Here is a 24625-nt window from a genome sequence, read left to right as displayed (position 1 = left end):
CAGCCTCAGAAGAACTCATCGAGCAATCGATAGAACGCCAAGCGCCGCTCGTCAGGAATCGAGCCATAGCGCTGGAACAGCGGCACTACCCAGCGGGTATCTCCGAAATTGTGGACCAGGCTGCGCGCGGCCAGGGCCAGGTCCTGACAGCGGTCGGCCACGCCCAACCGGCCACAATCGATGAAGCCGGTGAACCGCCCATCGGCCACTATCAGGTTGGGCAGGCAGGCGTCACCATGACTGACCACCAGATCTTCATGAGCGGGCTGGGTAGCGCGCAGCTCGGCGAAAACCTGCTGCGGGCTCTGGCCCAGCCGCTCTTCATCAAAGTCATCGGCATCGACCAGCCCCGCCTCGACGCGTGCCTGTGCGGCCTGCAGCCGCGATGCCAACCGCTGGTCGAACGGGCAGTTGGCTACAGGCACGGCATGCAGGCCGCGCAGTGCGTCAGCCAGCAGATCTGCCACCTGCCTCGGCGCCAGCTCCGGTGACGAGGCCAGGTCGCGGCCGGGCAGCGCGCTCATCATCAACCAGCGCCGTCCGCCCTCCTCGATCGTGGCGATCACGGTCGGCGCCGGTAGTCCCTGCGCCTGCAGCCAGCGCAGGCGGTCGATCTCATCGCCCAGTTCACTGAAGGCATCGATCACTTCCGATTTGAGGAACGCATCCGCCTGGCCCGGTCGATGCACGCGGGCGACATCCGCGCGCGACACACCGATCGACTGCCGTTCGATGCAGGCGTCGGTCAGCATTTCCTGCCATGCCTGCGGCAGCTGCATCCCGCAGGGGACCGCTTCGTTTTCGTCCATGTGCATTCAACGCCCCAAGCCAGTGGATAGCACTGCCGATTGTCGCGCACCCTGCCGGTCCGCGTCCCTCCCTGCAAAGGTGCGGCTGGCGTGGCACCGCGCTGAACGGAATGAGTACGCCGACGCGCACGCAATGGACGAATCGCCGCGCGCCGTCCACAGTAGCCGGCCCCGTACAGGCAGCAGCAGCCGCTGCAAGTCCCAACGACAAGGAAGCAACATGAAGTTGATGGTCATCGGCGCCAGCAGGGGCCTGGGTCGGGCATTCATTGAAGGCCTGTGCCAACCCGGCGATACCGTTGTCGGCGTCTCCCGCAGTCGCCCGCGCGACATCCAATGCCCCGCGGGCGTCACCCTGCAGTGGATCGAGGCCGACCTGGCCCAACCAACCCTGGCCGCCGACCATATCGCGGCGCAGGCACCGGTCGATATCGACGTGCTGATCCACAACCTGGGCATCTGGGAAGCGAACGCCTTCAGCGACGATTACGCCTTCCTCGATGAATCCGATAGTGCCCTCGCACAGCTGATCGACGTCAACATCACCGCGACCCTGATGCTGCTGCGCCGCCTGCTGCCGCGCGTCCTGGGCGCACCGCGCCCGCAACTGGTGTTGACCGGTTCGACCTCGGCGTTGCCACGCAGCGGTCGCCCGGAAGTCGCCTTTGGTGCCTCGAAGTTCGCACTCAGCGGCATTGCCGATGCATTGCGCGAGTGCTTCCGTGACCGCCGCCTGGCCGTGACCAGCCTGCAGCTGGGTTACCTCAACACCGACGACGTACTGTCGGTTCCCGTAGCGGAGGCCGCAGCACGCGGCGATGGCGAACTTGTGCCGGTACACGACGTGGTGACCATGGTGCGTGCGCTGCTGCAGCTGTCGCCGTCCGGCTTCGTACGTGAACTGGTACTGCCCGCCATCGCCGACCCGCGCTACTGACCCCATGGGCAGCACAGGGTACCCGCGGTGGCCGCACAGGCGGCCGTGGTTTACCCTGCTCCTCACTGGCCGTCGGTCACAGGCGGGAACCTGCTATGGATGCGCTTTCACGGGTTGCGGCCCAGGTCCTGGACGGCGCCCTGCCCAGCCTGCCGCTGTACCTGCTGCAGGCCACGGCGGTGATCGGCATGATCGGCGTGCTGCTGATCGCCACCCGTCGCGCCGGCCACGCCATTGAAGGCCGCCGGCTGTACGTAGGCGTAGCGCTGGGCCTGATCTACCTGTTCAATTCCTGGTTCGTGGCCCGCTATACGCAAGGCGTGGTCAAGCTCCATCTGGGCTTCGACATCCTGCTGGTCAGTGGCCTGCTTGGCGGCTGGCGCGGCGGCCTGACCTGCCTCGGCGCCAGCCTGCTGGCCCGCTACCAGTTCGCCGGCACGCTGTACTTCCTGCCTGCTGGCCTGGAGGCCGCACTGCAGATGATGGCAGGTGTCTGGCTGCGCAGGCACCTGCACCCACGCATGCTCAACGAACTTTCGTTGCGCATGATCCTGCAGGCCTGGGGCGTACGTATCGCTGTCACCGCGTTCGGCCTGGCGCTGGGCGTGGCGATCATCGGCGCCGATCTGCTGCCGGTGGAAGCGCTGGCGATCCAGCGGCTGCTGGCGCTGCCGCTGTCGTTGTTGATGCTGGGCGCGGTGTTCGCACTGGTCTACAACGATGCGCAGATCGACGTGCAGCGCCAACGCGAACAGGCCTGGCTGCGTATCGATCCGATCAGTGGCCTGCCCAACATGCGCGCGCTCGGCGAACGCCTGCAGCACTTCTGGCGCGACAACGACGGCATCGGCAAGGCCTGCCTGATCGTGGCCGAGATGGGCAACCTGCGCGATCTGCGCCTGCGCTACGGTCCTCTGCAGGACAACGGCCTGTGGCAGCGCGACACCACCGACGAGGTGCACCGGTTGCTGCCCGCACTGCCGACCGGACAGCTGGAGATCCATCAGTTCGGCGACGCCGCGCTGGCGATCCTGGTACGCGATCTGAGCTTGTCCGAACTGCGCATGCAGCCGCAGATCACCGAGCTGGCCAGCAACCTGGCCGATCGGGTCGGCCGTGACTGGCCCGGTTTCCGCCCGGTGTTCCGCTGCGCGGTGGTGGAACTCAAGCCCCCCACCGCTGCAGACGACGGCCACTTGCCGTTCCGCGCGATCACCCTGGCGCTCAGCGCGGTCGAATCGGGCGTGGTGTTCTTCGATGACCCGATCCAGCGCGACAGCGAGATCGACGCGCTGATCGAGCACTCACTCGAACGCTGGTTGCGGCAGGGGGATGCGCCGCTGTGCTACCAGCCCAAGCATCGCCTGCAGGATCGCAGGCTGGTCGGCGCCGAGGCCCTGCTGCGCATGCGCGACGGCGAGGGCCGGCTGATCGCGCCGATGCGGGTGATCTCGCTGTTGCGCCGTCATGGGCGGCTGGCCGAGCTGGAATGGGCAACGCTGCAGTCGGCCATCCATTTCATGCAGGAGTGCCGGCCTGATGCCACAGCATTGACCATTGCCGTCAACGTTTCCGCCGAGTCCCTGCGCCAGCCTGGCTTTGGCCAGCGCCTGCAGGAACTGCTGCAGCTGCACGATGTGCCTGGCGCGATGCTGCGCCTGGAGATTGTCGAATGGACCGAGATCGTCGAGCGCGACGTGGTCGATGCCAACATCGCACAGTTGCTGGCGGCCGAGGTCAGCCTGTCGCTGGATGATTTCGGTGCCGGCTATTCAACCCTGATCCTGCTTTCGCAGCTGGCCATTGCCGAGGTCAAGATCGAGCAGGCGCTGATCGCCACGCTGTCCGACGCCAAGTCGCAGTCGATCGTGCGCTTCATCGTCGAAGTCGCGCACCGCTGCGGTGCGGTTGTCGTGGCCGAGGGCACCGAGACCCTGGCGCAGGAACAACAACTGCGTGCACTGGGCGTGGATGTCGGCCAGGGCTATCTGTACTCGGCAGCGCTGCCGGCCGACGAGTTCCGTCGTTTCGCCGCCAACTAGACTGCGTAGAAGCCCAGGAACATCGCAACCGCCGACTCGGCCACGCGTGCACGTTCCTGCACAGTCAACGGCGCCTGCCCCATCGTTACCTGCGGCCAGAACGCGAAGCTCTTCACCAGGCCGTGCAGCTGGTGGCCGGCAAATTCCGGGTCGACCTCGCGCAGCCGGCCATCGGCGATGGCCGCGCGGATCCAGGCACTCTCGCCGCTTTCCTTCTCGCCCATGCGGCAGACGATGGCCTGCGCGCGTTCCGGCGAATGGATGATCTCGGCCATCGCCACCCGCGCCAGATCAATGAAATTGGCATCGCTGAGCAGTTCAAGCTTCTGCCCTACCAGCTGCAGCAACTGCGCCTGCAGGGTCTGGTCAGGCCGGTACGGCAACGTATCGCTGGCCACGCTGCGCTCCCACAGCTCCTCCAGGATCATCGAGAACAACGCTTCCTTGCTCGGGAAGTGGTTGTAGACGGTGCGCTTGGAGACCCCGGCAACCTCAGCGATGCGGTCCATGCTGGTCGCCTCGTAGCCCGAGGCGCGGAACTCCTCCACCGCCGCGCGCACGATGGCTTCGCGTTTGCGGTCGGTCAGGCGTTGCGGGACACGGGACATGGCGGAAACCGGATAGCTGAACGGATGCGCCCATTTTACACTTGCCAGTGTACTTTTCAAAAAACGGAAACTACACTGTGCAGTGTACCGAGCGGACGTCACCCATGAAGCGCCTGCTCCTTGTCCTCCTGCTCGGAATCCTCGCCGTGACCGCCTACACCTTCTGCAAGTCCTGGTCCCTCCCCGACTTCCCCGACTCGCCGCAGTACCGCGACGGCAGGTTCCGCAACGCCCTGCCGAAGCCGGCCATGGGCCTGCGCGACGGCCTGGAGATCTGGTGGACCTTCCTGTTCAACAAGCCCAAGGGCACCGTACCCAATCGCCCGATTCCCGTGCAGCCTCTGGACCGCGCCACGCTGGATGCCGCGCCTGACCGCAGCCTGTTCCGCATCGGCCACTCCACGATCCTGCTGAAGCTGCGCGGCCAGTACTGGCTGACCGACCCGGTGTTTTCCGAGCGCGCCTCGCCGGTGCAGTGGATGGGCCCGGCCCGCTTCCATGCGCCGCCGATCAGCATCGACGAGCTGCCACCGATTGCCGGCGTGATCCTCTCGCACAACCACTACGACCACCTCGACCACGCCGCAGTGATGCAGTTGGCCGGCAAGACCGCGCGCTTCATTGCCCCGCTCGGCGTGGGCGACCAGTTGATCGCCTGGGGCGTGGATGCCAGCAAGGTCGAGCAGCTGGACTGGTGGCAATCGACCGAGGCCAGCGGCCTGCACCTGACCGCCACCCCGGGCCAGCATTTTTCCGGTCGCGGGCTGGGTGACAGCGACCGCAGCCTGTGGGCGTCATGGGTGATCCAGGATGGCGACTTCCGCATCTACTTCAGCGGCGACACCGGCTACTTCGATGGTTTCAAGGCCATCGGCGAGAAGTACGGTCCTTTCGACATGACCATGATCGAAACCGGCGCCTACGACCCGCGCTGGGCGTTCGTGCACATGCAGCCGGAGCAGACCCTGCAGGCGCACCTGGACCTGCGTGGCAAGTGGCTGCTGCCGATCCACAACGGCACCTTCGACCTGGCGCTGCACGCGTGGCAGCAGCCGTTCGAACGCATCACCGCCTTGGCCGCGGCGAAGAACGTGCCGGTGGCCACGCCGATGATGGGTGAAGCGCTGGACATGCAGGCGCCGGAGGCGGGTACGCGCTGGTGGGAGCAGGTGGAGTTGTAACGGGGTACCCCTTGACCTGCCGCGAACCCTGTAGAGCCGAGCCATGCTCGGCTGCGTCTACCCGAACGGCAGCCGAGCGCAGGCTCGGCTCTACACAAAAATGCCCGCGGCGCTGCAGTGCGTCATGTAACCGATTACATCCCTTGCTAGCGTAGCGCTCGCCCGATACCGGTCGAACCTGCGAGGCTGTCCGTAATGACGTTGCGCGCCGTACGCCCCAAGGTCTCCCGTTCAGCCATTCCGTGGCGATCTGCCGCCAACCTCCTGCTCGCCGCTCTGGCGTCCTCGGCACAGGCACAGACGCTTCCCGCGCGCAGCCAATGGCAGGCCAGCAGTTCCTCTCAGCAGGTGCCGGCGATGGCGATCAGCCACCTGATCGACGGCGACCCGAAGACCGTCACCGGTGGTGCCTTCAGCCCTGGCCACTGGTTCCAGATCGATCTGGGGGCCCCCGCGATGATGGCCGGCGTCCGCCTCACCTGGGATGTCTCCAACCCGGAAGGCTATTCGCTGCAGACCTCGCTCGACGGCCAGCAGTGGCAGACCGCGTACACCATGGCCGATTCGCTGGGCGACGTGGAAACGCTGTATTTCGCGCCGCGCGAGGCGCGCTACCTGCGGCTGGCCAGCCCGCAGCGCACCTCCGACTGGGGCGTGTCGATCTTCGAGATGGAGCCGCTGGACAGCACACTCAGCGCACGCGTCGCCGGTATTGATGCAACGCAGGCAGCCGCACTCTGGCAAGGCGGCCGTGCGGTCGCCCTGCCGACCGGGAAAGGCGGCAGCCACATGCTCGAAGTCACCCTGCCACGTGCGCTGTCCACCGCCGGCCTGTTGGTGGAATGGGCCGATGGCGCACGCGGTGCGGCCCGCCTGCAGGCGCAGGACGCCCAAGGCCGCTGGCAGGAACTGGCCCACGATGCGCAGGCGGCCGATCACAGGCAGAGCTGGCTCGCGGCCAATACCGCACAGTCCGTGCGTGCATTCCGCCTGAGCGTGGATGGTTCTGCACCCACGGTGGCACGCCTGCGCCTGCTTGGCCCGAAAGCCGTGATGACACCGATGAAGCAGTACCAGATTGCCGCCAGCGGTGCGCAGCGCGCGTTGTTCCCGGCCTCGCTGCAGATGCAGCAGACCTACTGGACTGCGGTCGGCGTGCATGGCGGACGACAGAAATCAATCTTCGACGAGTACGGCAACCTGGAAGCCTTCAAGGGCGCGCCGCTGGTGCAGCCGATCTGGCGCAGCGCCAATGGAAGCACTGCAGGTGCCGCCGGGCAGAACGTGCAGCATGCATTGCGCGATGGCTGGAAGCCGATGCCGTCCGCTACGTGGTCGCCACAGCCCGGGCTGGAACTGCGCAGCGAAGTGTTCGCCATCGAACGTGATGGCCAGCCGGTGACGTTCCTGCGCCATCGCCTGCACAACACCGGGGGCACCCGGATCGAGGGCACCCTCAGCCTCGTAGTGCGCCCGATGCAGATGAATCCGCCATGGCAGAACGGTGGCCTGTCGCCGATCCGCGACGTTGCTGTAGACCGTCAGGCCGTGCGCATCAATGGCCGCACATTGTTGTATTCGCTCACGCCAGTAGCAGCGTCTGGTGCGGCGCCCTTCGGCAAGGACGGAGCCACGGAAATCACCGCGGCCCTCGCCGTTGGGAAGCTGCCTTCCACCCAGCAGGCACGCGATGAGCAGGGCCTTGCAGCCGCCGCTCTCGACTACCGCGTGTCGCTGGATCCGGGTGCCAGTGATGCCGTCGTGGTTGCCTTCCCGCTGGGTACTGCCGCCGCAGATGCCAACGGCGCGCTGCCCGAAGCACGCGCGCTTGATCTGGCCACGCTTCCCCGCGATGCCAGCACCGCGTTCGATGCGTTGGCCACACAGGCCTCTGCGGACTGGCAGGCACGACTGGGCCAGGTTGGCCTGCGCCTGCCCGATCCCTCACTGGTGGACATGTTGCGCGCGCAGGCCGCCTACATGCTGATCAACCAGACCGGCCCAGCCATGCAGCCCGGCCCGCGCAACTACAACCGTTCCTTCATCCGTGACGGTATGGCCACCTCGGCAGTGCTGCTGCGCATGGGCGAAGCCAAGGTCGCGCGCGACTACCTCGCCTGGTACAGCGAACACGGCGTGCATGCCAACGGCCTGGTCTCACCGATCCTCAACGACGATGGCAGTGTCAACACTGGCTTCGGCTCAGACATCGAGTACGACAGCCAGGGCCAGTACGTCGCGCTGGTGGCCGATGTCGCGCGCCTCGATGGTGGACCGGAATCGGTGCGTGCCTATCTGCCGAAAGTGAAGGCAGCGCTGCGCTTCCTGCAGGAACTGCGCGAGCGCACGCTGGTGCCTGGCTACAAGGCCGACCAGCCGGCGCCGGAGCGCTTCGCGGGCATTCTTGCGCCGTCGATCAGCCACGAGGGCTACCCCTCGCCCACCCACAGCTACTGGGATGACTACTGGGGCTTGAAGGGCTGGCACGACGGCGCGTGGCTGGCTGAATCGCTGGGCGACCACGAGACCGCCGTGTGGGCACGCGAACAGTACACGCTGCTCTACGATGCGCTGCACGCCTCGATCCGGGCGACGATGGCGTGGAAGGGCATCGACTTCATTCCGTCCTCGGCCGATCTTGGCGATGGTGATCCTACCGGGGTATCGATCGCGCTGGACCCCACCGGGACGCAGAGCGCACTGCCCGCAGAAGCCTTGCGTACCACCTTCGCCCGCTATCTCGATGACGTGCGCAAGCGCAGCCAGCCCGGCGCGCTGTACGCCTACACGCCGTACGAGATCCGCAACGTACTGAGCTATGTGCACCTCGGCCAGCCACAGGTGGCCGATGAGCTGCTGCAGGGGCTTCTGCATGATCGGCGCCCGCTTGAGTGGCAGGTGCTGGCCGAAGTGGTGCATTCACGGCTGCGCTTCCCGCGCTATCTGGGTGACATGCCGCATACGTGGATCGGTGCGGAGTACGGCCGCACGCTGTTCGGCATGCTGATGCGCGAAGACGACGATGCGCTGTCGCTGCTGCCAGGCACGCCGCCGTCGTGGGTGGCGGGAGATGGATTGGCGGTGGAGCGCCTGCCGACGGCGTATGGCGCGTTGCAGATGCAGGCGCGACAGCGCGACGGCGTGCTGACGGTGGCGCTTGGCGAGGGGCTGCGCAGCGGGACAGTGGTGAAGGTCTGGTGGCCACAGCGGACGGCGCCGAAGAGCGTGCGGGTGGATGGGCGCGCGGTTACCGCGTTCGATGCCGAGAGTGTGCGCCTGGCAAAGCCCTTCAAGACGCTGGAGGCGCGTTGGTAGAGCAGCCGAGCATGGCCCGGCTCTACAGAAGGCAGATTCCGCGAGTAGATCCACGCCATGCGTGGATGCTTCTGCCGCGAACCGCGCGAACCGCAGCCGAGCATGGCTCGGCTCTACAAAGACGGAGGTAGCGCGGGCCACGCCCGGCTTCATTGCAGCGTCGGCAATCCCGGCGGATTGGTCTGCGACTGCGGCACCGCTTCCTCGGCCACGTTCCAGCGTTTCAGCGCCTGCGCATAGGTACCACTGCCAATCTGCGTGTTCAGCGCCTGCGTCACCGCGTCGGCCAGGCCACTGCCCTTCCGTGTGGTCACCGAGATCGCCGCGGCGTTCGGCCAGCCGCCAGGGAACAGGCCCACACGCCGCACCTTGCCATCGCGCGCTGAGTACGCGCCGGTGGCATTGGGCTCGAACGAGACATCGGCGCGGCCGGTGATCACCGCCAAACGGCCGACCACCGCGTCGTCGAAGTACTGGTACTCCACCGGCTTCAGGCCAGCGGCGATGTTCTGCTGGTCCCACTGGCGCAGGATCTGGTCCTGGTTGGTACTGGCGCCCACCACCACCTTCAGGCCCGCCACATCCGCCGGCCTCTCGATCTTCTGGATCGGTCCATCCGTGCGCGTGTAGATGCCCAGCAGGTCGTAACGATAGCTGGAGAAATCGAACTTCTTCTTGCGCTCTTCAGTGACCGTCACGTTCGACAGCACCGCATCATACTTGCCCGATTCCAGCCCCAGCGGCCAGTCGGCCCAGGCCACCGGCACGATCACCAGCTTCAGGCCCAGCGCATCGGCGATCAGGCGCGCGATGTCGGGCTCGATGCCGACCACGTCCTTGCTGTCGGCGCCGTGGTCGGCCAATGGCAACTGTCCCGGATGGGTCGCCACCGTGAACGCCCCCGGCGTGACGAAGCGGTAGCCCGCGGGAATCAAGGCCTGCGCCTTGGGATCGAGCGTTCCCTTCAGCACTGGGCTGTTCGCTCCCGCCAGGCTGGTCGCGGTCACCCCCGCAGCCTCCGGGGCCTGGCGCACGCGCGAGTAGACGATGCCGGCGATGCCGATGACCAGCACGCCCACGATCAACAGGGTGCTGCGCGAGGGGCGACGCGGTGCTGCAGGGCTCATGGTGTTCCTTTCAGGGCTATAGGGTCTTGGCCAGGAAATCGGCCGTGCGCTGCTGGCGCGGGCGCTCGAACAGGACCTCCGGCGTACCCTGCTCGATCACCCGCCCCTGGTCCATCATCACCACGTGGTCGGCCACGCGGCGGGCGAAGCCCAGCTCATGGGTGACGATCACCAGCGTGGTGCCGGAACGGGCCAGTTCCTCGATCACGCTCAGCACCTCGGCCACCAGTTCCGGGTCCAGCGCCGAGGTCGGCTCATCGAACAGCAGTACCTTCGGCTGCAGCGCCAGCGCGCGCGCGATCGCGATGCGCTGTTGCTGGCCACCGGACAACTGGCGCGGGAACGCATCCGCCCTGTCGGCCAGGCCGACCCGCTCCAGTAGTGTGCGTGCCTGCTCCTCGGCCTGCGCACGTGGTACGCCACGCACGGCGATCGGCGCCTCGATGATGTTCTCCAGTGCGGTCAGGTGCGGAAACAGATTGAAGCCCTGGAACACCATGCCCACCTCGGCACGACGGCGACGGATTTCTCGCTCCGGCAGTTCGTACAGGGTGTCACCGTCGCGGCGGTAGCCGATCAGCTGCCCGCCGACGGTCACGTAGCCGCTGTCGGCACGTTCCAGGTGGTTGATCAGCCGCAGCAGCGTGGACTTCCCTGCACCGGATGGACCGATCAGCACGGTCACGCTGCCGGCGCGCAGGTCCAGGTTCACGTCTTCCAGTACCGGCTGCTCGCCGAACGCCTTGCCCACGCCCTGCAGCGATACCGCAGCACCCTCGCCCGCTTCGACCTGGGTGGCGATGCGCGGGCGGTTGGCCATCCGCGGCGGAGCATCGCTGGATGTACGCACCGGCGATGACACCCGCGACACCGAGCGCTCACGCTGCAGCTGGCCGCGCGCGAAGCGCTGCTCCACGCGCCGCTGCAGCAGCGACAGCACGGTCAGGATCACCAGGTACCAGACCGTGGCCACCATCAGCAGCGGCACCACCTCCAGATTGCGGCGGTAGATCACCTGCACGGTGTAGAACAGTTCCGGCAGCGCCAGCACGTAGACCACCGACGTGCTCTTGGCCAGGCCGATCACATCGTTGAACGCAGCCGGCAGGATCGAGCGCATCGCCTGCGGCAGGATGATGCGCCGCACCTGGCGGCCACGCGGCAAGCCAAGCGCGGCGGCCGCCTCGTACTGCCCATGGTCGACCGAGAGAATGCCGCCACGAATCACCTCGGCCGAGAACGCCGCCTGGTTCAGAGTCAGACCCAATACAGCTGCCGTGAACACGCCGATCAGCTGCGTGGTCGGGTACGAGAACAAGCTGATGCCGGTGAACGGAAGGCCCAGCTCGATGGTGCTGTACAGGTAGCCCAGGTTGTTCAGCAGCAGCAACAGCACCAGCAGCGGAATCGAACGGAACAACCACACATAGCCCCACGACACCGCCGACAGCAGCGGCGAACCGGACACCCGGGCCAGCGCCAGCAAGGTACCCAATGCGAAACCGAGGCCGGTACCAAGCGCGGTCAGCAGCAACGTGCGGCCCAGGCCCTCGAGCACCGGGCGTGCGAAGAACCATTCGGCAAAGGTGCCCCAGCCCCAACGCGGATTGCCCAATACCGATTGAAGGCCGATCAGGATCAGCGCGAGCGCCAGGACCGTTCCGACCACCTGCAACGGATGGCGCGCCGGCACGATCTTCAGCGCCGTCGTCGGTGAAGGACGCGCAGTGATTCCCTCAAGCGCGGACGAAGGCGTACTCATGCGTGGGCTCCGTGCAGCACGGCCTGCGACGGCGAAAGTACCGCCGCCGGTTGTCCAAGATGCTTCTCGAAGGGCAGATGCGCGATGGTCTCCGGATCCGCGTCCAGGTCGAACAGCGCGGTGTAGCCATGGCTGAGGTACAGGCCGACCGCCTCGGGCTGGCGGAAGCCGGTGGTCAGGAACACCCGCCGATAGCCCTGGCGTGCCGCCTGGTCTTCCAGCTCCTGCAACACGCGCCGCGCGATGCCCTGCCGGCGCAGGCCCGGCAACGTCCAGATGCGCTTGAATTCGGCGGTATCCGGATCGCGGTGCGGCATGAAGGCGCCACCCGAGACGGCACTGCCATCACGCAGCAGCAGCACGAACGCCCCTACCGGCGCGGCGAAGGCCTGCGCCGGGTAGCGCTGCAGCTCCTCGCGGGCGCTACCGCCGATGCGGCGGCGCACGTCCGCGTAGCGGCTGTCGTACTCCTGCTCCAGGCCATCGAACAAAGGCCGCGCCAGCGCGTCATCCACCGAGGTATAGAGGAAGCGTTCGTTGCTGCTCATGCTGCGTCCTTCACCAGATAGTCCTCGGCCAGCCGCGCCCACAGGCTGGCAGCGGGTGCGATGGCGGCATCGTTGAACACATAGCGCGGGCTGTGCAGTGGTGCACTGTCGCCGTTGCCGACGAACACGAAGGTGCCGGGCCGCGCCTGCAGCAGGAAGGCGAAATCCTCGCTGGCGGTGCGCGGCGCAAATTCGGGAACGACCTGTTCGGCTCCGAAGCCCTGCACCGCCACCTCGCGGATGTAGGCGGTCTGCTGCGGGTGGTTGATCACGCTGGGGAAGCCACGTGGGAACTCGATCTCGGCGCGCGCCCCGAACGCCGCAGCGGTCTGCTCGGCAAGCTCGGTGACCCGGCGCCGCAGGGTGTCGCGCACTTCCGGCAGGTAGGCGCGCACGGTCAGCTTCAGCTCGACCACGTCCGGAATCACATTGGCCGCCTGCCCGCCATGGATCGAGCCCACGGTAACCACGCCCATCTGCCGCGGGTCGACATTGCGCGACACCACGCTCTGCAGCGCAGTGATGATGTGCGCGGCGACCAGGATTGGATCGACGCTGCCCTGTGGCTCGGCGCCGTGGCCGCCCTTGCCGATCACCTTCAAACGCGCCCAGTCCACCGAGGCCATTGCTGGGCCATCGACGAAGCCGAAATGGCCCACCGGCACGCCCGGCCAGTTGTGCAGGCCATAGATCGCATCCACCGGGAAGCGCTCGAACAGGCCGTCGGCCATCATCTTCGACGCCCCCGAGCCGGTTTCTTCGGCCGGCTGGAACACCAGCTGCAAGGTGCCATCGATATCGCCGTGATGGGCCAGATAGTGCGCCGCGGACAGAAGGATGGCGGTATGACCATCGTGGCCGCAGGCATGCATCAGGCCCTCGGTCTGGCTGGCATAGGCCAGGCCGGAGTCCTCATGGATCGGCAGTGCGTCGATGTCGGCACGCAGGCCGAGGCGACGGCTGCCCCGCCCGCGCTGCAGCGTGCCGACCACGCCGGTGCCGCCGAGCCCGGTGGTCACCTCATAACCCCAGTGCTGCAGCAGCTCGGCCACGCGGGCACTGGTGCGATGCTCCTCGAAGGCCAGCTCCGGGTGCCGGTGCAGGTCATGGCGGATCGCGATGGCGGCCTCGGCGCGTGCTGCAATTTCCGGCAGCACGCCGATGGACGCGGGATCCCGCCGGGCATGGCCCGGCGCGACCGAGTTCTCTCCGCTCATCGTCTTATCCCGCCTTTCGCGCCGGTTCGGCGTCGGTCGCATGGCGGCTGGCCTTGTACGGCAGGCCAAGGTGCTCGCGCAGGGTCTGCCCTTCCAGTTCACGCTGGTGGTAGCCACGCGCCTGCAGGATCGGCAACACCTGGGTCACGAAATCGTCCAGGCCCTCGCGCTGCGCGGCGAAGCCGAGGATGAAGCCATCGCTGGCACCGGCATCGAACCAGCGGATCAGCTCATCGGCCACATGCTCCGGTGTGCCGATGAAGTTCGGCCGCAGGCTCACCGCTTCCAGTGCCACCCGGCGCAGGCTCAGGCCCTTCTCTCGCGCATCCTGCTTGATGCGGTCGGTGGTGGAACGGAACGAATTGCTGCCGATGTCACCCAGCTCCGGGAACGGTGCGTCCGGGTCGTACTGGCTGAAATCGTGGTGATCGAAGAAGCGCCCGAGGTAGGCCAGCGCATCTTCCAGCGTGGCCAGCGCGGCAATCGCCTGGTACTTGGCCTCGGCCTCCTCGACGGTGCGGCCGACGATGGGGCCGATGCCCGGGAAGATCTTCACGTCGTTGCCGCTGCGGCCATGCGCGATCGCCGAATTCTTCACCTTCTGGGTGAACGCGCGGGTCTCCTCCAGCGACGGCGAATGGGTGAACACCGCATCGGCATACTTGCCGGCCAGCGCGATGCCATCGTCGGAAGAACCGGCCTGGAAGATCACCGGCTGTCCCTGCGGCGAGCGCTGGATGTTGAGTGGCCCTTCCACCTGGAAGAAGCGGCCCTTGTGATCGAGGCGGCGGAACTTCTCCGGTGCGAAGAAGGTGCCACTGTTACGCTCGCGCACGAAGGCATCGTCATCCCACGAATCCCACAGCCCCTGCACGACATCCAGATACTCATCGGCGATCTGGTAGCGCAGCGCGTGCTCCGGGTGCGGCCGGCCGTAGTTGCGGCCCGAACCTTCCAGTGGCGAGGTCACCACGTTCCAGCCGGCGCGGCCGCCGCTGAGTAGATCCAGCGAAGCGAACTGCCGTGCCACGGTGAACGGATCGCTGTAGGACGTCGACAGCGTGCCCGCCAGGCCGATCTTCTTCGTTGCCGTGGCCAGCGCCGACAGCAGCGAGATCGGCTCGAAGCGGTTGAGGAAGTGCGGGATCGACTTCTCGTTGATGTACAGGCCATCGGCCACGAAGCCGAAGGCGATGCCGTTGTCCTCGGCGGTGCGCGCGATGTCGATGTAGAACTGCAGGTTGACGCTGGCGTCAGCCGGATTGGACGGATGTTTCCAGGCATGCATGTGGCTGCCAGGACCCTGCAGCATGATGCCGAACGGAATGTGGCGCGGGGTGGTGCTCATTGGGAATCGCTCCTGCTGGTCAGGCCACCGCCGCGCGCGGCGCGGGCGACAGCAGCTCAAGGGAAGTCAGGCGTGCGTCGAGGTCGGCCACCGGCGCGTCGAGGATGAATTCGCCCACGCCGAAGCGCCGGTGCAGCACATCCAGTTCGTCACGCACATGCTGCGCATCACCCGACAGCACGCTCGGGCGCGTTTCCTCGATGCGGAAGTCGGCCACGCCCACCTGGCGCGCATATTCGGCGGCCGCCTCGGGGCTGGGCAGGTTCACCGCCTGGCCGGGGCCGAGGTGCAGCTTGTAGACCCGCAATGCGCCGATATGGCGGGCAGCCGCTTCGGCGGTCGGAGCTGCGAAGGCTACCGTCGCCAACAGCGGTAGCTGCGTGGAGACATCGCGGTAGGCGTCGAACGCCGCCTCGATGTGTTTCGGGTCGCCATCAAAGTGCGCGGCGTAGACGAAGCGCCAGCCCAGTTCGGCTGCCTGCCGCGCGCTCTGCGGGCTGGCACCGAGCAGGAAGCGCTCCGGTGCCTGCCGCGGGATCGGGCGTGCCACCGCCTCGGTGTCGGTGCTGGAAAGATAGTCCTCCAGGTCGCGCAGTTGCTGGTCGAAATCGGCAAACGCCGGTCGCCCCGCTGCCAATGCCGCCGTAGAGGCCGGCAGGCCACCGGGCGCCTTGCCCACGCCCAGATCCACGCGCCCCGGCGCCAGCGCGGCCAGCAGGTTGAAGTTCTCCGCCACCTTGTACGGCGCGTAGTGGCGCAGCATCACTCCGCCGCTTCCGATGCGGATGCGGCGGGTCTGTGCCAGCACCCAGGCCGCCAGCACTTCCGGCGCCGGGCTGGCCAGCGTCGGCGCGGCATGGTGCTCGGCAAACCAGTAGCGGTGATAGCCCAGCTGTTCGGCGCGCTGCGCCAGCTGCAGGCTGTTGCGCAGCGCCTGTTCCGGCGACGCGCCCTCGGCTACCGGGCTCTTGTCCAATACGCTGATCTGATAGCTCATCCTCGCGTCCTCGCTCAGGGGTGGGCCACGGGGATGCCGAGCAACCCGTTCAGCGCGGCCAGGATCGGTTCGGCACCGGAAACGTACTGGCGGTCCCGGTGCGCGCCGCTGGCCAGTTCGCTGCGCACGCCCTGCGGCAGCACCAGCTTCGGCAACGACTGGTCCTGCTCGCCGATCTCGGCGATCACCTCGCGGCGCGGCCGCGCGAAGCCGATGCGGCGCACGTCCAGCTGCGCATCCAGGCCGTCGATGCTCGACAGCGCCCCTTCCAGCAGCAGGCTGTGCCGGCAGAAGAAGCGCTGGCCGGGAATCTGTCCATCCTCGAACTCACGATCGAGCAGGAACAGGATGGGCTTATCGGTTGCGTCCAGACTCACGGGGTCGTCCTCATCGGGGGGCGGCAATGCGATGCCGCTTCGATATCGATGCTAGAGATGACCGCGACCGCGACAGCGATGCCAGGCGACAATCGACGGTCAGATCCGGCCACGCAGATGCGCCTTGGCCATAAGCAAAGCGCCGCCGGTTATGCCGTCAGGCGATGCGGCGCAGCGGCGCCGGTACCGCCAGCGTCCGTGCGGTCAGATGCGCGGCCGCACGCTCGGTCGCCAGCGCGATCCGCGCCTGCAAGGCCACACTGGTGATGTGCTCGCCCTCGAAGTCGGCCGGCGTGGCGTACACCCCGATTGGCAGCGTGTGCGCCTGCAGGAAACTGAACAATGGCCGCAGCTGGTGGTCGATCACCAGCGCGTGGCGCTCGCTGCCGCCGGTTGCCGCCAGCAGTACCGGCGTATCCACCAGCGCTTCAAGCCCGATGAAGTCGACCAGATGCTTGAACAGCCCCGGATACGATCCCCGATAGACGGGCGCAGCCACTACCAGCAGCCCGGCCGCCTCGATCGTCCGCAGCGCCTGCTCCACGGCGGGCTCCGCTTCATCGCGCGACAACGCCTGCCCCAGCAAGCGCGCGATCGGCGCCAGCTCCACCAGGTCCACACTGGCATGCACCCGCTGCTGCAACGACGCCAGCAGGTGCCGTACCAGCAGCAATGTGCGCGACGTCGCCGAACTGGTCGGCGACCCCACCACTGCAACCACCTTCAATGCAGAAGACATGAAATGCTCCTCGATGATGCCGAACTACCGCCGGCCGCCTTTCGCCTTGTGTAGAGCCGAGCCATGCTCGGCTGCTTTCGCCTTTGCAGAGTCGAGCCATGCTCGACTGCTCCAGATCAGAACCGGTAATTGATCCGCCCGTACCAGAACGCTCCGATCCGGCTCAGCACGTCGCCCGAATCCCACGTCGTCTCGATGCTGGCCACATCGGTGGCACTGCGCGCGTAGTCCAGCACCTTGCGCGTGCGCTTGTCGAACACGTTGTTGATACCCAGTGCCGCACTCCAGCCCGCACCCAGTTCCACCCCACCGGACAGGTTGGTCACCAGTACCGGCGGCTGCCTGTACTCCACGCCATTGTTCAAGCGCTTGATCTGGCCGTAATAGGTGAAATCGACGTTCGAGCGCCAGCGCCCGTTCTGCCAGCCCAGTCCGGCCACCTGCGTGTAGCTGGGCGTGCGGAAGCGCAGCGCGTACTCGCTGCTCCTGGTCAGCAGGTTGATGTTCGGCAACCCCTGCAGCGCCGCCGGAATGTCGCTGACCTTCTGGATGGTGGTGCGGCCCACGTTGGCCGCGTAGCTCCAGCGCAGCTTGCCCCACGCGGTTTCCTGGTTGGCCTCCAGGGTCAACTCGACACCGCGCGTACGCGTGTTGCCCACGTTGGTGAAGTAGCTGGCATAGAAGGCATCACCCGGCAGGATGCTGATACCCGCCGATCCCAGCAGTGCATCGATGGTGTTCTTCTGCGCCGCACTCAGCACCGTGCCGCTGTTGTCGGTGATGCGCGCCGGGTCCTGCGCGTTGTAGCCGATCTGGCTGGACTGGCCGAGCTGGCCACGGATATCGATCTGGTACGCATCCACGGCCAGGTGGAAGGCCGGGCTCGGGTCCCAGGTCACGCCGAGGCTGTAATTGGTGGCTTTCTCAGGCTTCAGCGGCGTGGCACCCAGTGCGATCGCCGCCGGCGACGACACCTGTGCCACCAGCGTGGTGCCGCAGGGGCAGCTGCCGGTGGCCTGGTAGAACTGCGCGCCCAGGCTGGGCGCATGGAAGCCGTTGCTGACTGTGGCCCGCACGCCCAGCGCATCGGTGACGTCGAAGCGCGTGGTCAAGCGCCCGGTGGACACGCTGCCAAAGTCGGAATGGTCTTCCCAGCGCGCGGCGGCATCCAGGTACCAGCGCGAGGTGATGTTGGTGGCGGCGCCCACATAGACCGCCTTGCTGTTGCGGGTGGCCTTGACCGCATCGGCGGTGGAGTAGCCCACGAAGGCGGCCGCGCCGAAGCCGGTATACGACTCCCACTGCCCTGCCCCGCGTTCGTACTGTTCGTGCTGATACTCCGCGCCCGCGCTCACTTCCAGCGGCGAAGCGAACGCCGCCACCTCGAAACCTCGGCGCAGGTCCAGGTTGGCGATGCCCTGCTGGTAGTCCAGCTTGCCGTCGTAGAAGTCAGTGGGCGATCCCGGGTAAGGCAGCGAATAGTTCACCGAGTTGCGGGTGTAGGTGCGCACTGTACTGCGGTTGCCGGTCAGGCTGGCGTCGTAGTCCCATCCCGCGACCTGGCCTTTCACGCCCGCGGTGCCGGTGTACTGCTTCTCCTTGGTTTCCAGCACCGGCAGGAACCCATCGGGAAACACACTCAGCACGCCGGGTGCCTTGTAGGTGGTGAAGATGGTCGCCGGCAGGCGGAAGTTCTGGATTGCCTGCGCAGTGCGGTCGCTGGCGGTGGCATTGGCGTAGAACTGTGCGCTCTCGCCCAGGCCATGGCCCACGTTCACCGCGAACGCCTTCAACGCATACGACGGCGAGCTGAGGATGGTGTTGGCCTCAGGATCACGCGTGGCCTCGGCCGGGCTCGGCGACGCACCGGCAGGCAGCCGGTTGTTCGGCCGCAGCGCCACCCGATTGCCGCTGGCATCCACCGCTGGATAACTCAGGTAGCCATCGATATAGCGCCGGGTGCGGATCGCGTGGTGCTGGCGCGTGGTCTCACCGGAGAGGTTGACGAAGCCATCGGCGCCCCACGGCAGACCCACATTCGCGCGCACGCTGGTGCGTGAACCATCGCCATCGATGCTCTGCCCGCTTTCCACGGCGAACTCGCCACCGTGCGCCTGGGACTTCAGGATCACGTTGACCACGCCGGTGATCGCGTCCGAACCATAGATGGCCGATGCACCGTCGCGCAGCACCTCCACATGGTCGATGGCCGAGACCGGAATCAGCGCCAGGTCGGCCCAGGCATGGCCCGGAAAGCCGCCACCGTTTGCGCCACTGACGTAGGCGCTGGCATTGCGGCGCTTGCCGTTCACCAGCACCAGCGTGTAGCCCGGCGACAGGTTACGCAGCTGGTAACCGCGGATCAGGCTCTCCTGGTCGCTCTGGTAGCCACCGATCTGGCTGAGCGACGGCAGCGCGCGTTGCAGTGCTTCGAGCAGGTTGGCCTGGCCGGTGGCGGTGAGGTCTTCGGCGGAGATCACATCGATCGGCGTGGAGCTGTTCTTCACTGTACGCGTGCTGGTACGCGAGCCCGTCACCACCACCGCATCCAGCGTGGATGCCGCCACATTGGCGGTTGCCGCCGTGGTGGCAGGATCCGCATCGGCTTCAGCGGCATGGCTGGGCGACGGGGCCAGGGTGGCCGCGATCAGGACAGCAAGAGAGCTCAGGACAGGAGTATGGGCGGCAGGCATGGGGGCTCGTGGGGGTGGGCCGGAGACACGCTTCCATTCAAGGGCCTGTTCACCCACCGCGACAGGCGCGATCGCGTCACCCAGGCGTAACATCCGGCCACCCACATGACTGCTGGTAATGAGGTTAGGCAGCCCGCGCCGGTGCACTGCTGTCTGTAGAGCCGAGCCCACGCTCGGCTGCTCTTCGCGACGGCGTCAGATGCATCCACTTCTGCCAGTTTTGAGCCGAGCGTGGGCTCGGCTCTACAGGAAGGGATCCGCCGCCGGGGCCGCACATGCTCCACAGGCATCACCTCATGCCCGCGCACCTCTCCGCACCGCGCATCACCGCCCGTAGCATCACGCCATGCCCAGCCCACCTGCCGATCCCACCGCGCCGCTCGTCGCCATCGTCGCCTGCCACGGCCAGGGGCTGTTCGAGTTCGGCTGTGCGGTCGGCCTGTTCGCGCCTGTGCGGCCGGAACTCGGCGTGGCCTGGTACCGCACCCAACTGTGTGCGGGCGAACCGGGTGCGCTACGCATGCTGGGTGGCACGCAGGTACAACTGCCCTACGCGCTGGATACCGTCGACGACGCCGACATCATCGTCATTCCCGGCTGGCGCGAACCCAGCGAGCGTCCACCGCAGGCGCTGCTCGATACGCTTATCCGCGCGCACGGCCGCGGCGCACGCATCGCTTCGATCTGCTCCGGTGCGTTCGTGCTGGCGTGGGCCGGGCTGCTCGATGGGCGCCAGGCCACCACCCACTGGCGCCTCACCGAAGCGCTGGCACGCGACTTCCCGCGCATCGACGTACGCGAGGATGTGCTGTACGTGGACACCGGCAGCATCATCACCTCCGCAGGTTCGGCCACCGGCATGGACATGATGCTGCACATGGTGCGCAAGGATTACGGCGCACGGGTAGCCAACCTCGTCGCCGAACGGCTGGTGCTGGCGCCGTGGCGCGATGCCGGGCGCAGCCAGCGCGTCAGCCGGGCCATTCCCAACGGCGAGCCCACGCGGTTGGCGAAGTTGATGGAGTGGATGCGCCGCAATCTGCGTGAACCGCACTCGCTCGGTAGTCTCGCCGAGCAGGCTGCACTCAGCCAACGCACCCTGCAACGGCAGTTCCTGGAAGCCACCGGCCTGTCACCCATCGACTGGCTGATCCGCGAGCGCGTGGCGTTTGCGCGCGAGCTGCTGGAAACCACGGACCGGCCGCTGCAGTGGATCGCCGAACAGGCCGGCTTCGGCTCGCAGGAGTCGTTCCGCCGCCATTTCCGCAGCCAGGCCGACGCCAGCCCGACCGCGTACCGCAACCAGCACCGCGGCGGTGTCGGCGCGGATCGGTTGCTGGGCTGCTGAGCCAACGCACTGCTTGCCAGCACCACGTGAGGAAAGGCTCACGGCGGGCTGCGGCGCCGCACGTATAGTGATGAGCGTCACAAGAAGCCCCTTCCATGCTCCACGCATTTGCTTACGCCAGCCATATGTCGGCTGGGCTTTCCGATGAATTCCTCCAGCAGATCGTTTCCCGATCTGCCGCGTTCAACCGCCGGGTGGACGTGACCGGTGCATTGCTCGTTGATGGGCAGCGGTTTTTCCAGTACGTCGAAGGTCCTCCCGACGGGCTGGAGGCGGTCAAGCGACGCATCCATGACAGCCGAGCACATGCTGCCATCGTGCCGGTCCTGGACATGGCGATCAGCACGCGTGCTGTCCCCTATTGGGCCATGACCCGCATCGAGACCGGGCAGATCATGGTGTCCGGCCTGGTCAATGCGCGATGGGACGAATTTGGCCATTCCGTTCCGGGCATGGATCAGCTCGTCGGCCTGCTGCGTCCGCACTTCCCGCGCATCGGCACCGTCGGCGCTCAACGTGCGTGCGCTGGATACAGCTGAACCACCGCCTTGCGCGCGCGCGCCCGCGCAACCGCGTCTTCCCTGCACGCGTCATCATTCAAGCCGCGCAGTCCATCGTCTTTGCCACCTACACCGCATGCCTGTACCTGCTCAACCTTCAACGGAAACACGCACCTCGCCCGCCGAGCTGTTCGAGGTCGTCGTCATGCGCGCAGGCACGGCCCTGTTCGCGATCGATGTCCAGACCGCCCTGGAAATACGCGGCCCCGAGACCTTCGGCCCCGCAGATCATCAGGGCCGGCGGACCCTGGAGGTACGTGGGCAGCCGTTGCCGGTGGCCGACCTGCGCAAGCTGAGCGGTCAACCGGCATTCGATGGCGGCAGCCCGGCCATGCTGTTGATCAACGCCGGTACTGCAACCTTGGCGCTGGGCGTGGATGAAGTGCTGGAGATTGAGACACCGGACGCGACCACACGCGTCCCCGAGCGTGCCACAGGCCGATCGTTCGGCTTCTGCAGCCGGCACATTCAACTTGACCCGGCGCGCTCGGCTGCACTGATCGAACCGCTGGCACTGCTGGGCGCACTTGCGACGCGGGGGTGACTGGCGGCGTCTCAGGATCGTCCTGCCAAGGCATGGTTTCGCAGCCTCCAGCACTGCGCGGCAAAGCCGATCACGAATACCACCAGGCAGGCCAGCAGCGTGTGCAGCACCACCGGTGCCATCGGCGCCGCGGCAATCGGGTGCGCAGCCGGCAACCGCGTCAGCGTTTCATTCACGCCTGGCACCAGCGACAGCAGGAAGCTGAAAGACAGTGCAAATGGCGACACGTAGCGCGCTGCGCGACCCAGCCAGCGCAGCCGCGCGGCCAGCACGCCGCCGAACGCCACCAGCAGCACGATCACGCCGAACGCGTGGCCTGGATTGAGGCCACCCGTGCTGGAGACGGTGAATGACGTCGCCACCGACAGCACCAGTCCCGTCAGGTACACCTTGCCCGAGCGTGTGGCAGGGTCGATGGCGCGATGGCGAATGAAGGCATACAGACCGCTGAGAACCGGGATCAGGCTGACAACGGTATGGAACACACCAAGCGTGGATAGAGGATGCGACATGAAACATCTCCAGGGAGTGATTGAACCTACTAGTAGGTAGGTGTCGAGTTCAGAAAAAGGGCCTGCGTTGCCGCAGGCCCACCACACGCCGCTCAGGCAGTCGCGCTCACCCGCGCGATGGCCAACCGCGCCAGTGCAGCGAAGGTCGCCGCATCGCCGAATCCGCGCGCGGCCAACATCGCGCCATGCACCGATGACATGAACGCCCTGGCTTCGTCCGCAGCCGAACCCTGCAGTCGCAACTGGCCCTGCGCTGCGCCCTTCTCCAGCGTCACGGTCAGCCAGCCGCTCAGATCCTCGAAATGCCCGCGCACTTCTTCGGCAATCTCGGCAGGAATCATCGGTGCCTCTGCCGCCAGCATCGCGCAGATGCAGAACGAGGACGTGCCGCCGGCAATACAGCTGGACCAGTAGTCCACATAGGCGTTGAGCTCCTGCAGCGGGTCGGCCAGCTGCCGGTCCAGCAGCGCCAAGCCTTCGCGCGCCTCGGCCCGGTACAGCTCAACCACCGTGCGCACCAGATCCGCCTTGCTGGGGAAGTGGTGATGGATGCTGGCCTTGCTGATGTTCACCCGCGCCGACACGTCGGCGTAGCTGAAGCCGTTGTAGCCGCCGGCCTCCAGCAGCGAACGGGCGTGGGCCAGGATCTCCTGGGCCTTGGGGGACAACGATTCCTTCATGCTACCAATCTACTAGTCGGTAGACTCGCCCGTCAACCCCCGGAAGCTTACGCGGAAAGACCGACGCTGCAACCGCTCGACTTCGGCGCCGGGCGTCGCCCCCGCACGGCGTCGGGCAACCGGTCGATTGCCAGGCGAGCGATCATCGACCACCGTCAGCAGCGCCTTCCGTAATGAACCAGCGCTGGAACCCCTCGATCGCATCCGGCATCAGCGCGCGGGCGCGTTCGCACACCAGCGCTTCGGCTTCGTGGATGGCGCTGATCGCATCCGGCTGCGCGCACAACGCCATCGCCACATCCGACGCGTCCAGCATCGCCAGGTTCACGCCCACGCCCACCGGCGGCATCAGATGCGCCGCATCGCCGATCAGGGTCACGCCATCGCGCGGGGTCCAGCGGAAATCCGCCGGCAGGCTGTAGATCGGCCGCCGCACGAAGTCCGTGCAGGCCACCAGCACGCGCCGAAGGTTCGGGGCCCACCCGGCAAAGCTGCCTGCCACCAGCGTCCGCATGCCGTGCTGTGCAATCCGTGCATCGAGCCACTCGGAGGAGCGCTTCAGCGCCGCATACACGCAGAGCCGATCGCCGCTGTTGCGTTGCACGAACAGGGCTTCCTCGCCGCCAAAGCAGAACAGGCTGCCCTGCCCGACCATCGCTGCGATGTCCGCTGCTGGCCGCTCGATCCAGCCCTCGAAAAACGTAATGCCGGTTGGCAGCGGCTGGCTGGCACTCAAAGCCGCGCGCACTTTCGACCATGCACCATCGGCACCGATCACGATGTCAGCCTCCCGCTGCACGCCGTTGGCGAAGCGCAGGCGGTGGCCGCCCGTCTGTGCAGGGACCAGTTCGGCCAGGCGGTGGCCCCACTGCACCGTGTCCGCCGGCAGCGCGTCCAACAGCAACTGGCGCAGATCGCCGCGGTCGATCTCCGGCTTGTCCTTGCTCCCCTCCGGCCCGAACCCACCGGGGGTGATCTCCCCTGACCACGGGTCGCCCATCCGCGCCTCCTGCCCCTCATGCCGTGCGATCGCACGGAAGGCCTCAAGCAGGCCCGCGCGTTGCAGCGCCACCTGGCCGGAATCGTCGTGCAGATCCAGGGTTCCTCCCTGTGTGCGCTGCTGCCCGGACGATTCACCCTCGTACACGCTCAAGCGGTAGCCACCGCGATGGAGGATCAGCGCAGCGGTCAGGCCAGCGGGGCCTGCGCCGATGACGGCGATGCGGGGAGGGTGCTGCATGGCGCGATCCACGTGAGTTGATATGTCAACCGTAGAACGAG

21 protein-coding genes are annotated in these 24625 nt (G+C 66.8%); 7 read left to right on the top strand and 14 right to left on the bottom strand.

Going from position 1 to position 24625, the window contains the following annotated elements:
• Positions 1 to 5 precede the first annotated feature (5 nt).
• On the bottom strand, positions 6 to 809 hold the full coding sequence (locus tag QP512_RS08875) for an APH(3')-II family aminoglycoside O-phosphotransferase (RefSeq protein ID WP_286071761.1): 804 nt from the start codon (positions 807 to 809) through the stop codon (positions 6 to 8).
• Positions 810 to 1029: 220 nt separating this feature from the next.
• Here QP512_RS08875 and QP512_RS08870 point away from each other — a divergent pair, with 220 nt between their 5' ends.
• Entirely contained in the window at positions 1030 to 1746 is a 717-nt protein-coding gene (locus tag QP512_RS08870) for an SDR family NAD(P)-dependent oxidoreductase (protein WP_286071760.1), read from the top strand.
• Positions 1747 to 1841: 95 nt separating this feature from the next.
• Positions 1842 to 3788 carry an EAL domain-containing protein gene (locus QP512_RS08865; RefSeq protein ID WP_286071759.1) on the top strand — a complete coding sequence of 649 codons (1947 nt, stop codon included), beginning with the start codon at positions 1842 to 1844 and terminating at the stop codon, positions 3786 to 3788.
• On the opposite strand, the gene QP512_RS08860 is transcribed toward QP512_RS08865, so the two are convergent.
• A complete protein-coding gene (locus QP512_RS08860) occupies positions 3785 to 4396 on the bottom strand; it encodes a TetR/AcrR family transcriptional regulator (RefSeq protein WP_286071758.1) in 612 nt (203 codons plus the stop codon). The two genes, QP512_RS08865 and QP512_RS08860, sit on opposite strands and share 4 nt — an antisense overlap.
• 104 nt (positions 4397 to 4500) lie before the next feature.
• Between QP512_RS08860 and QP512_RS08855 the strand changes: the two genes are divergently transcribed.
• Together QP512_RS08855 and QP512_RS08850 are read left to right on the top strand one after the other, a co-directional pair.
• Positions 4501 to 5577, top strand: coding sequence for an MBL fold metallo-hydrolase (locus QP512_RS08855; RefSeq protein ID WP_286071757.1), 1077 nt, complete (start codon positions 4501 to 4503; stop codon positions 5575 to 5577).
• Positions 5578 to 5772: 195 nt separating this feature from the next.
• The gene (locus QP512_RS08850) at positions 5773 to 8892 is read left to right on the top strand and encodes a discoidin domain-containing protein (RefSeq protein WP_286071756.1); all 3120 of its coding nucleotides are present in this window, start codon (positions 5773 to 5775) and stop codon (positions 8890 to 8892) included.
• Between the two features lie 149 nt (positions 8893 to 9041).
• Here the strand turns inward: QP512_RS08850 and QP512_RS08845 are convergent, their stop codons facing one another.
• From QP512_RS08845 to QP512_RS08805, 9 genes are all read right to left on the bottom strand, one after another.
• Complete coding sequence (locus QP512_RS08845; RefSeq protein WP_286071755.1) at positions 9042 to 10019, bottom strand: ABC transporter substrate-binding protein; 978 nt, start codon at positions 10017 to 10019, stop codon at positions 9042 to 9044.
• 16 nt (positions 10020 to 10035) lie between these two features.
• Positions 10036 to 11781 (bottom strand): amino acid ABC transporter permease/ATP-binding protein, encoded by a 1746-nt coding sequence (locus QP512_RS08840; protein ID WP_286071754.1) that lies wholly within the window; start codon positions 11779 to 11781, stop codon positions 10036 to 10038.
• Positions 11778 to 12329, bottom strand: a complete 552-nt coding sequence (locus QP512_RS08835; protein WP_286071753.1) for a GNAT family N-acetyltransferase — start codon at positions 12327 to 12329, stop codon at positions 11778 to 11780. Before QP512_RS08835 ends, QP512_RS08840 begins: the two co-directional genes overlap by 4 nt.
• Positions 12326 to 13546: a M20 aminoacylase family protein gene (locus QP512_RS08830; protein WP_286071752.1), complete on the bottom strand. Its 1221-nt coding sequence runs from the start codon at positions 13544 to 13546 to the stop codon at positions 12326 to 12328. The genes QP512_RS08835 and QP512_RS08830 overlap by 4 nt, the downstream gene beginning before the upstream one ends.
• Before the next feature lie 4 nt (positions 13547 to 13550).
• A complete protein-coding gene (locus QP512_RS08825) occupies positions 13551 to 14894 on the bottom strand; it encodes an LLM class flavin-dependent oxidoreductase (RefSeq protein WP_286071751.1) in 1344 nt (447 codons plus the stop codon).
• Between the two features lie 19 nt (positions 14895 to 14913).
• Positions 14914 to 15891 carry an MsnO8 family LLM class oxidoreductase gene (locus QP512_RS08820; RefSeq protein WP_286071750.1) on the bottom strand — a complete coding sequence of 326 codons (978 nt, stop codon included), beginning with the start codon at positions 15889 to 15891 and terminating at the stop codon, positions 14914 to 14916.
• A 14-nt stretch (positions 15892 to 15905) separates the two neighbouring features.
• Positions 15906 to 16268, bottom strand: a complete 363-nt coding sequence (locus tag QP512_RS08815; RefSeq protein WP_286071749.1) for a DUF3088 family protein — start codon at positions 16266 to 16268, stop codon at positions 15906 to 15908.
• Between the two features lie 157 nt (positions 16269 to 16425).
• Positions 16426 to 17007, bottom strand: a complete 582-nt coding sequence (msuE, locus tag QP512_RS08810; RefSeq protein WP_286071748.1) for an FMN reductase — start codon at positions 17005 to 17007, stop codon at positions 16426 to 16428.
• 116 nt (positions 17008 to 17123) lie between these two features.
• Positions 17124 to 19700 carry a TonB-dependent receptor gene (locus QP512_RS08805; protein ID WP_286071747.1) on the bottom strand — a complete coding sequence of 859 codons (2577 nt, stop codon included), beginning with the start codon at positions 19698 to 19700 and terminating at the stop codon, positions 17124 to 17126.
• A 346-nt stretch (positions 19701 to 20046) separates the two neighbouring features.
• Between QP512_RS08805 and ftrA the strand changes: the two genes are divergently transcribed.
• The 3 genes from ftrA (at position 20047) to QP512_RS08790 (ending at position 22152) form a co-directional block, all read left to right on the top strand.
• On the top strand, positions 20047 to 21048 hold the full coding sequence (ftrA, locus tag QP512_RS08800) for a transcriptional regulator FtrA (RefSeq protein WP_286071746.1): 1002 nt from the start codon (positions 20047 to 20049) through the stop codon (positions 21046 to 21048).
• Between the two features lie 95 nt (positions 21049 to 21143).
• On the top strand, positions 21144 to 21587 hold the full coding sequence (locus tag QP512_RS08795) for a BLUF domain-containing protein (RefSeq protein WP_286071745.1): 444 nt from the start codon (positions 21144 to 21146) through the stop codon (positions 21585 to 21587).
• A gap of 97 nt (positions 21588 to 21684) precedes the next feature.
• Entirely contained in the window at positions 21685 to 22152 is a 468-nt protein-coding gene (locus tag QP512_RS08790) for a chemotaxis protein CheW (protein WP_286071744.1), read from the top strand.
• Positions 22153 to 22163: 11 nt separating this feature from the next.
• Here QP512_RS08790 and QP512_RS08785 read toward each other — a convergent pair whose 3' ends face one another.
• From QP512_RS08785 to QP512_RS08775, 3 genes are all read right to left on the bottom strand, one after another.
• A complete protein-coding gene (locus QP512_RS08785; RefSeq protein WP_286071743.1) occupies positions 22164 to 22664 on the bottom strand; it encodes a hypothetical protein in 501 nt (166 codons plus the stop codon).
• A gap of 92 nt (positions 22665 to 22756) precedes the next feature.
• The gene (locus tag QP512_RS08780; RefSeq protein WP_286071742.1) at positions 22757 to 23344 is read right to left on the bottom strand and encodes a TetR/AcrR family transcriptional regulator; all 588 of its coding nucleotides are present in this window, start codon (positions 23342 to 23344) and stop codon (positions 22757 to 22759) included.
• A 142-nt stretch (positions 23345 to 23486) separates the two neighbouring features.
• Complete coding sequence (locus tag QP512_RS08775; protein WP_286071741.1) at positions 23487 to 24584, bottom strand: NAD(P)/FAD-dependent oxidoreductase; 1098 nt, start codon at positions 24582 to 24584, stop codon at positions 23487 to 23489.
• Positions 24585 to 24625: the final 41 nt, after the last annotated feature.

The organism is Stenotrophomonas sp. 57 (assembly GCF_030291075.1).
Classification (GTDB): domain Bacteria; phylum Pseudomonadota; class Gammaproteobacteria; order Xanthomonadales; family Xanthomonadaceae; genus Stenotrophomonas.
Note: the sequence above shows the minus strand (reverse complement) of the source record. Positions and strands in the feature narration are given on the sequence as shown.

What these genes read in the sequence shown, in the direction of transcription:
- QP512_RS08875 (WP_286071761.1), bottom strand. Translation starts at nt 809, where the DNA reads ATGGACGAAAACGAAGCGGTCCCCTGCGGGATGCAGCTGCCGCAGGCA.
- QP512_RS08870 (WP_286071760.1), top strand. Translation starts at nt 1,030, where the DNA reads ATGAAGTTGATGGTCATCGGCGCCAGCAGGGGCCTGGGTCGGGCATTC.
- QP512_RS08865 (WP_286071759.1), top strand. Translation starts at nt 1,842, where the DNA reads ATGGATGCGCTTTCACGGGTTGCGGCCCAGGTCCTGGACGGCGCCCTG.
- QP512_RS08860 (WP_286071758.1), bottom strand. Translation starts at nt 4,396, where the DNA reads ATGTCCCGTGTCCCGCAACGCCTGACCGACCGCAAACGCGAAGCCATC.
- QP512_RS08855 (WP_286071757.1), top strand. Translation starts at nt 4,501, where the DNA reads ATGAAGCGCCTGCTCCTTGTCCTCCTGCTCGGAATCCTCGCCGTGACC.
- QP512_RS08850 (WP_286071756.1), top strand. Translation starts at nt 5,773, where the DNA reads ATGACGTTGCGCGCCGTACGCCCCAAGGTCTCCCGTTCAGCCATTCCG.
- QP512_RS08845 (WP_286071755.1), bottom strand. Translation starts at nt 10,019, where the DNA reads ATGAGCCCTGCAGCACCGCGTCGCCCCTCGCGCAGCACCCTGTTGATC.
- QP512_RS08840 (WP_286071754.1), bottom strand. Translation starts at nt 11,781, where the DNA reads ATGAGTACGCCTTCGTCCGCGCTTGAGGGAATCACTGCGCGTCCTTCA.
- QP512_RS08835 (WP_286071753.1), bottom strand. Translation starts at nt 12,329, where the DNA reads ATGAGCAGCAACGAACGCTTCCTCTATACCTCGGTGGATGACGCGCTG.
- QP512_RS08830 (WP_286071752.1), bottom strand. Translation starts at nt 13,546, where the DNA reads ATGAGCGGAGAGAACTCGGTCGCGCCGGGCCATGCCCGGCGGGATCCC.
- QP512_RS08825 (WP_286071751.1), bottom strand. Translation starts at nt 14,894, where the DNA reads ATGAGCACCACCCCGCGCCACATTCCGTTCGGCATCATGCTGCAGGGT.
- QP512_RS08820 (WP_286071750.1), bottom strand. Translation starts at nt 15,891, where the DNA reads ATGAGCTATCAGATCAGCGTATTGGACAAGAGCCCGGTAGCCGAGGGC.
- msuE (WP_286071748.1), bottom strand. Translation starts at nt 17,007, where the DNA reads ATGTCTTCTGCATTGAAGGTGGTTGCAGTGGTGGGGTCGCCGACCAGT.
- QP512_RS08805 (WP_286071747.1), bottom strand. Translation starts at nt 19,700, where the DNA reads ATGCCTGCCGCCCATACTCCTGTCCTGAGCTCTCTTGCTGTCCTGATC.
- ftrA (WP_286071746.1), top strand. Translation starts at nt 20,047, where the DNA reads ATGCCCAGCCCACCTGCCGATCCCACCGCGCCGCTCGTCGCCATCGTC.
- QP512_RS08795 (WP_286071745.1), top strand. Translation starts at nt 21,144, where the DNA reads ATGCTCCACGCATTTGCTTACGCCAGCCATATGTCGGCTGGGCTTTCC.
- QP512_RS08790 (WP_286071744.1), top strand. Translation starts at nt 21,685, where the DNA reads ATGCCTGTACCTGCTCAACCTTCAACGGAAACACGCACCTCGCCCGCC.
- QP512_RS08785 (WP_286071743.1), bottom strand. Translation starts at nt 22,664, where the DNA reads ATGTCGCATCCTCTATCCACGCTTGGTGTGTTCCATACCGTTGTCAGC.
- QP512_RS08780 (WP_286071742.1), bottom strand. Translation starts at nt 23,344, where the DNA reads ATGAAGGAATCGTTGTCCCCCAAGGCCCAGGAGATCCTGGCCCACGCC.
- QP512_RS08775 (WP_286071741.1), bottom strand. Translation starts at nt 24,584, where the DNA reads ATGCAGCACCCTCCCCGCATCGCCGTCATCGGCGCAGGCCCCGCTGGC.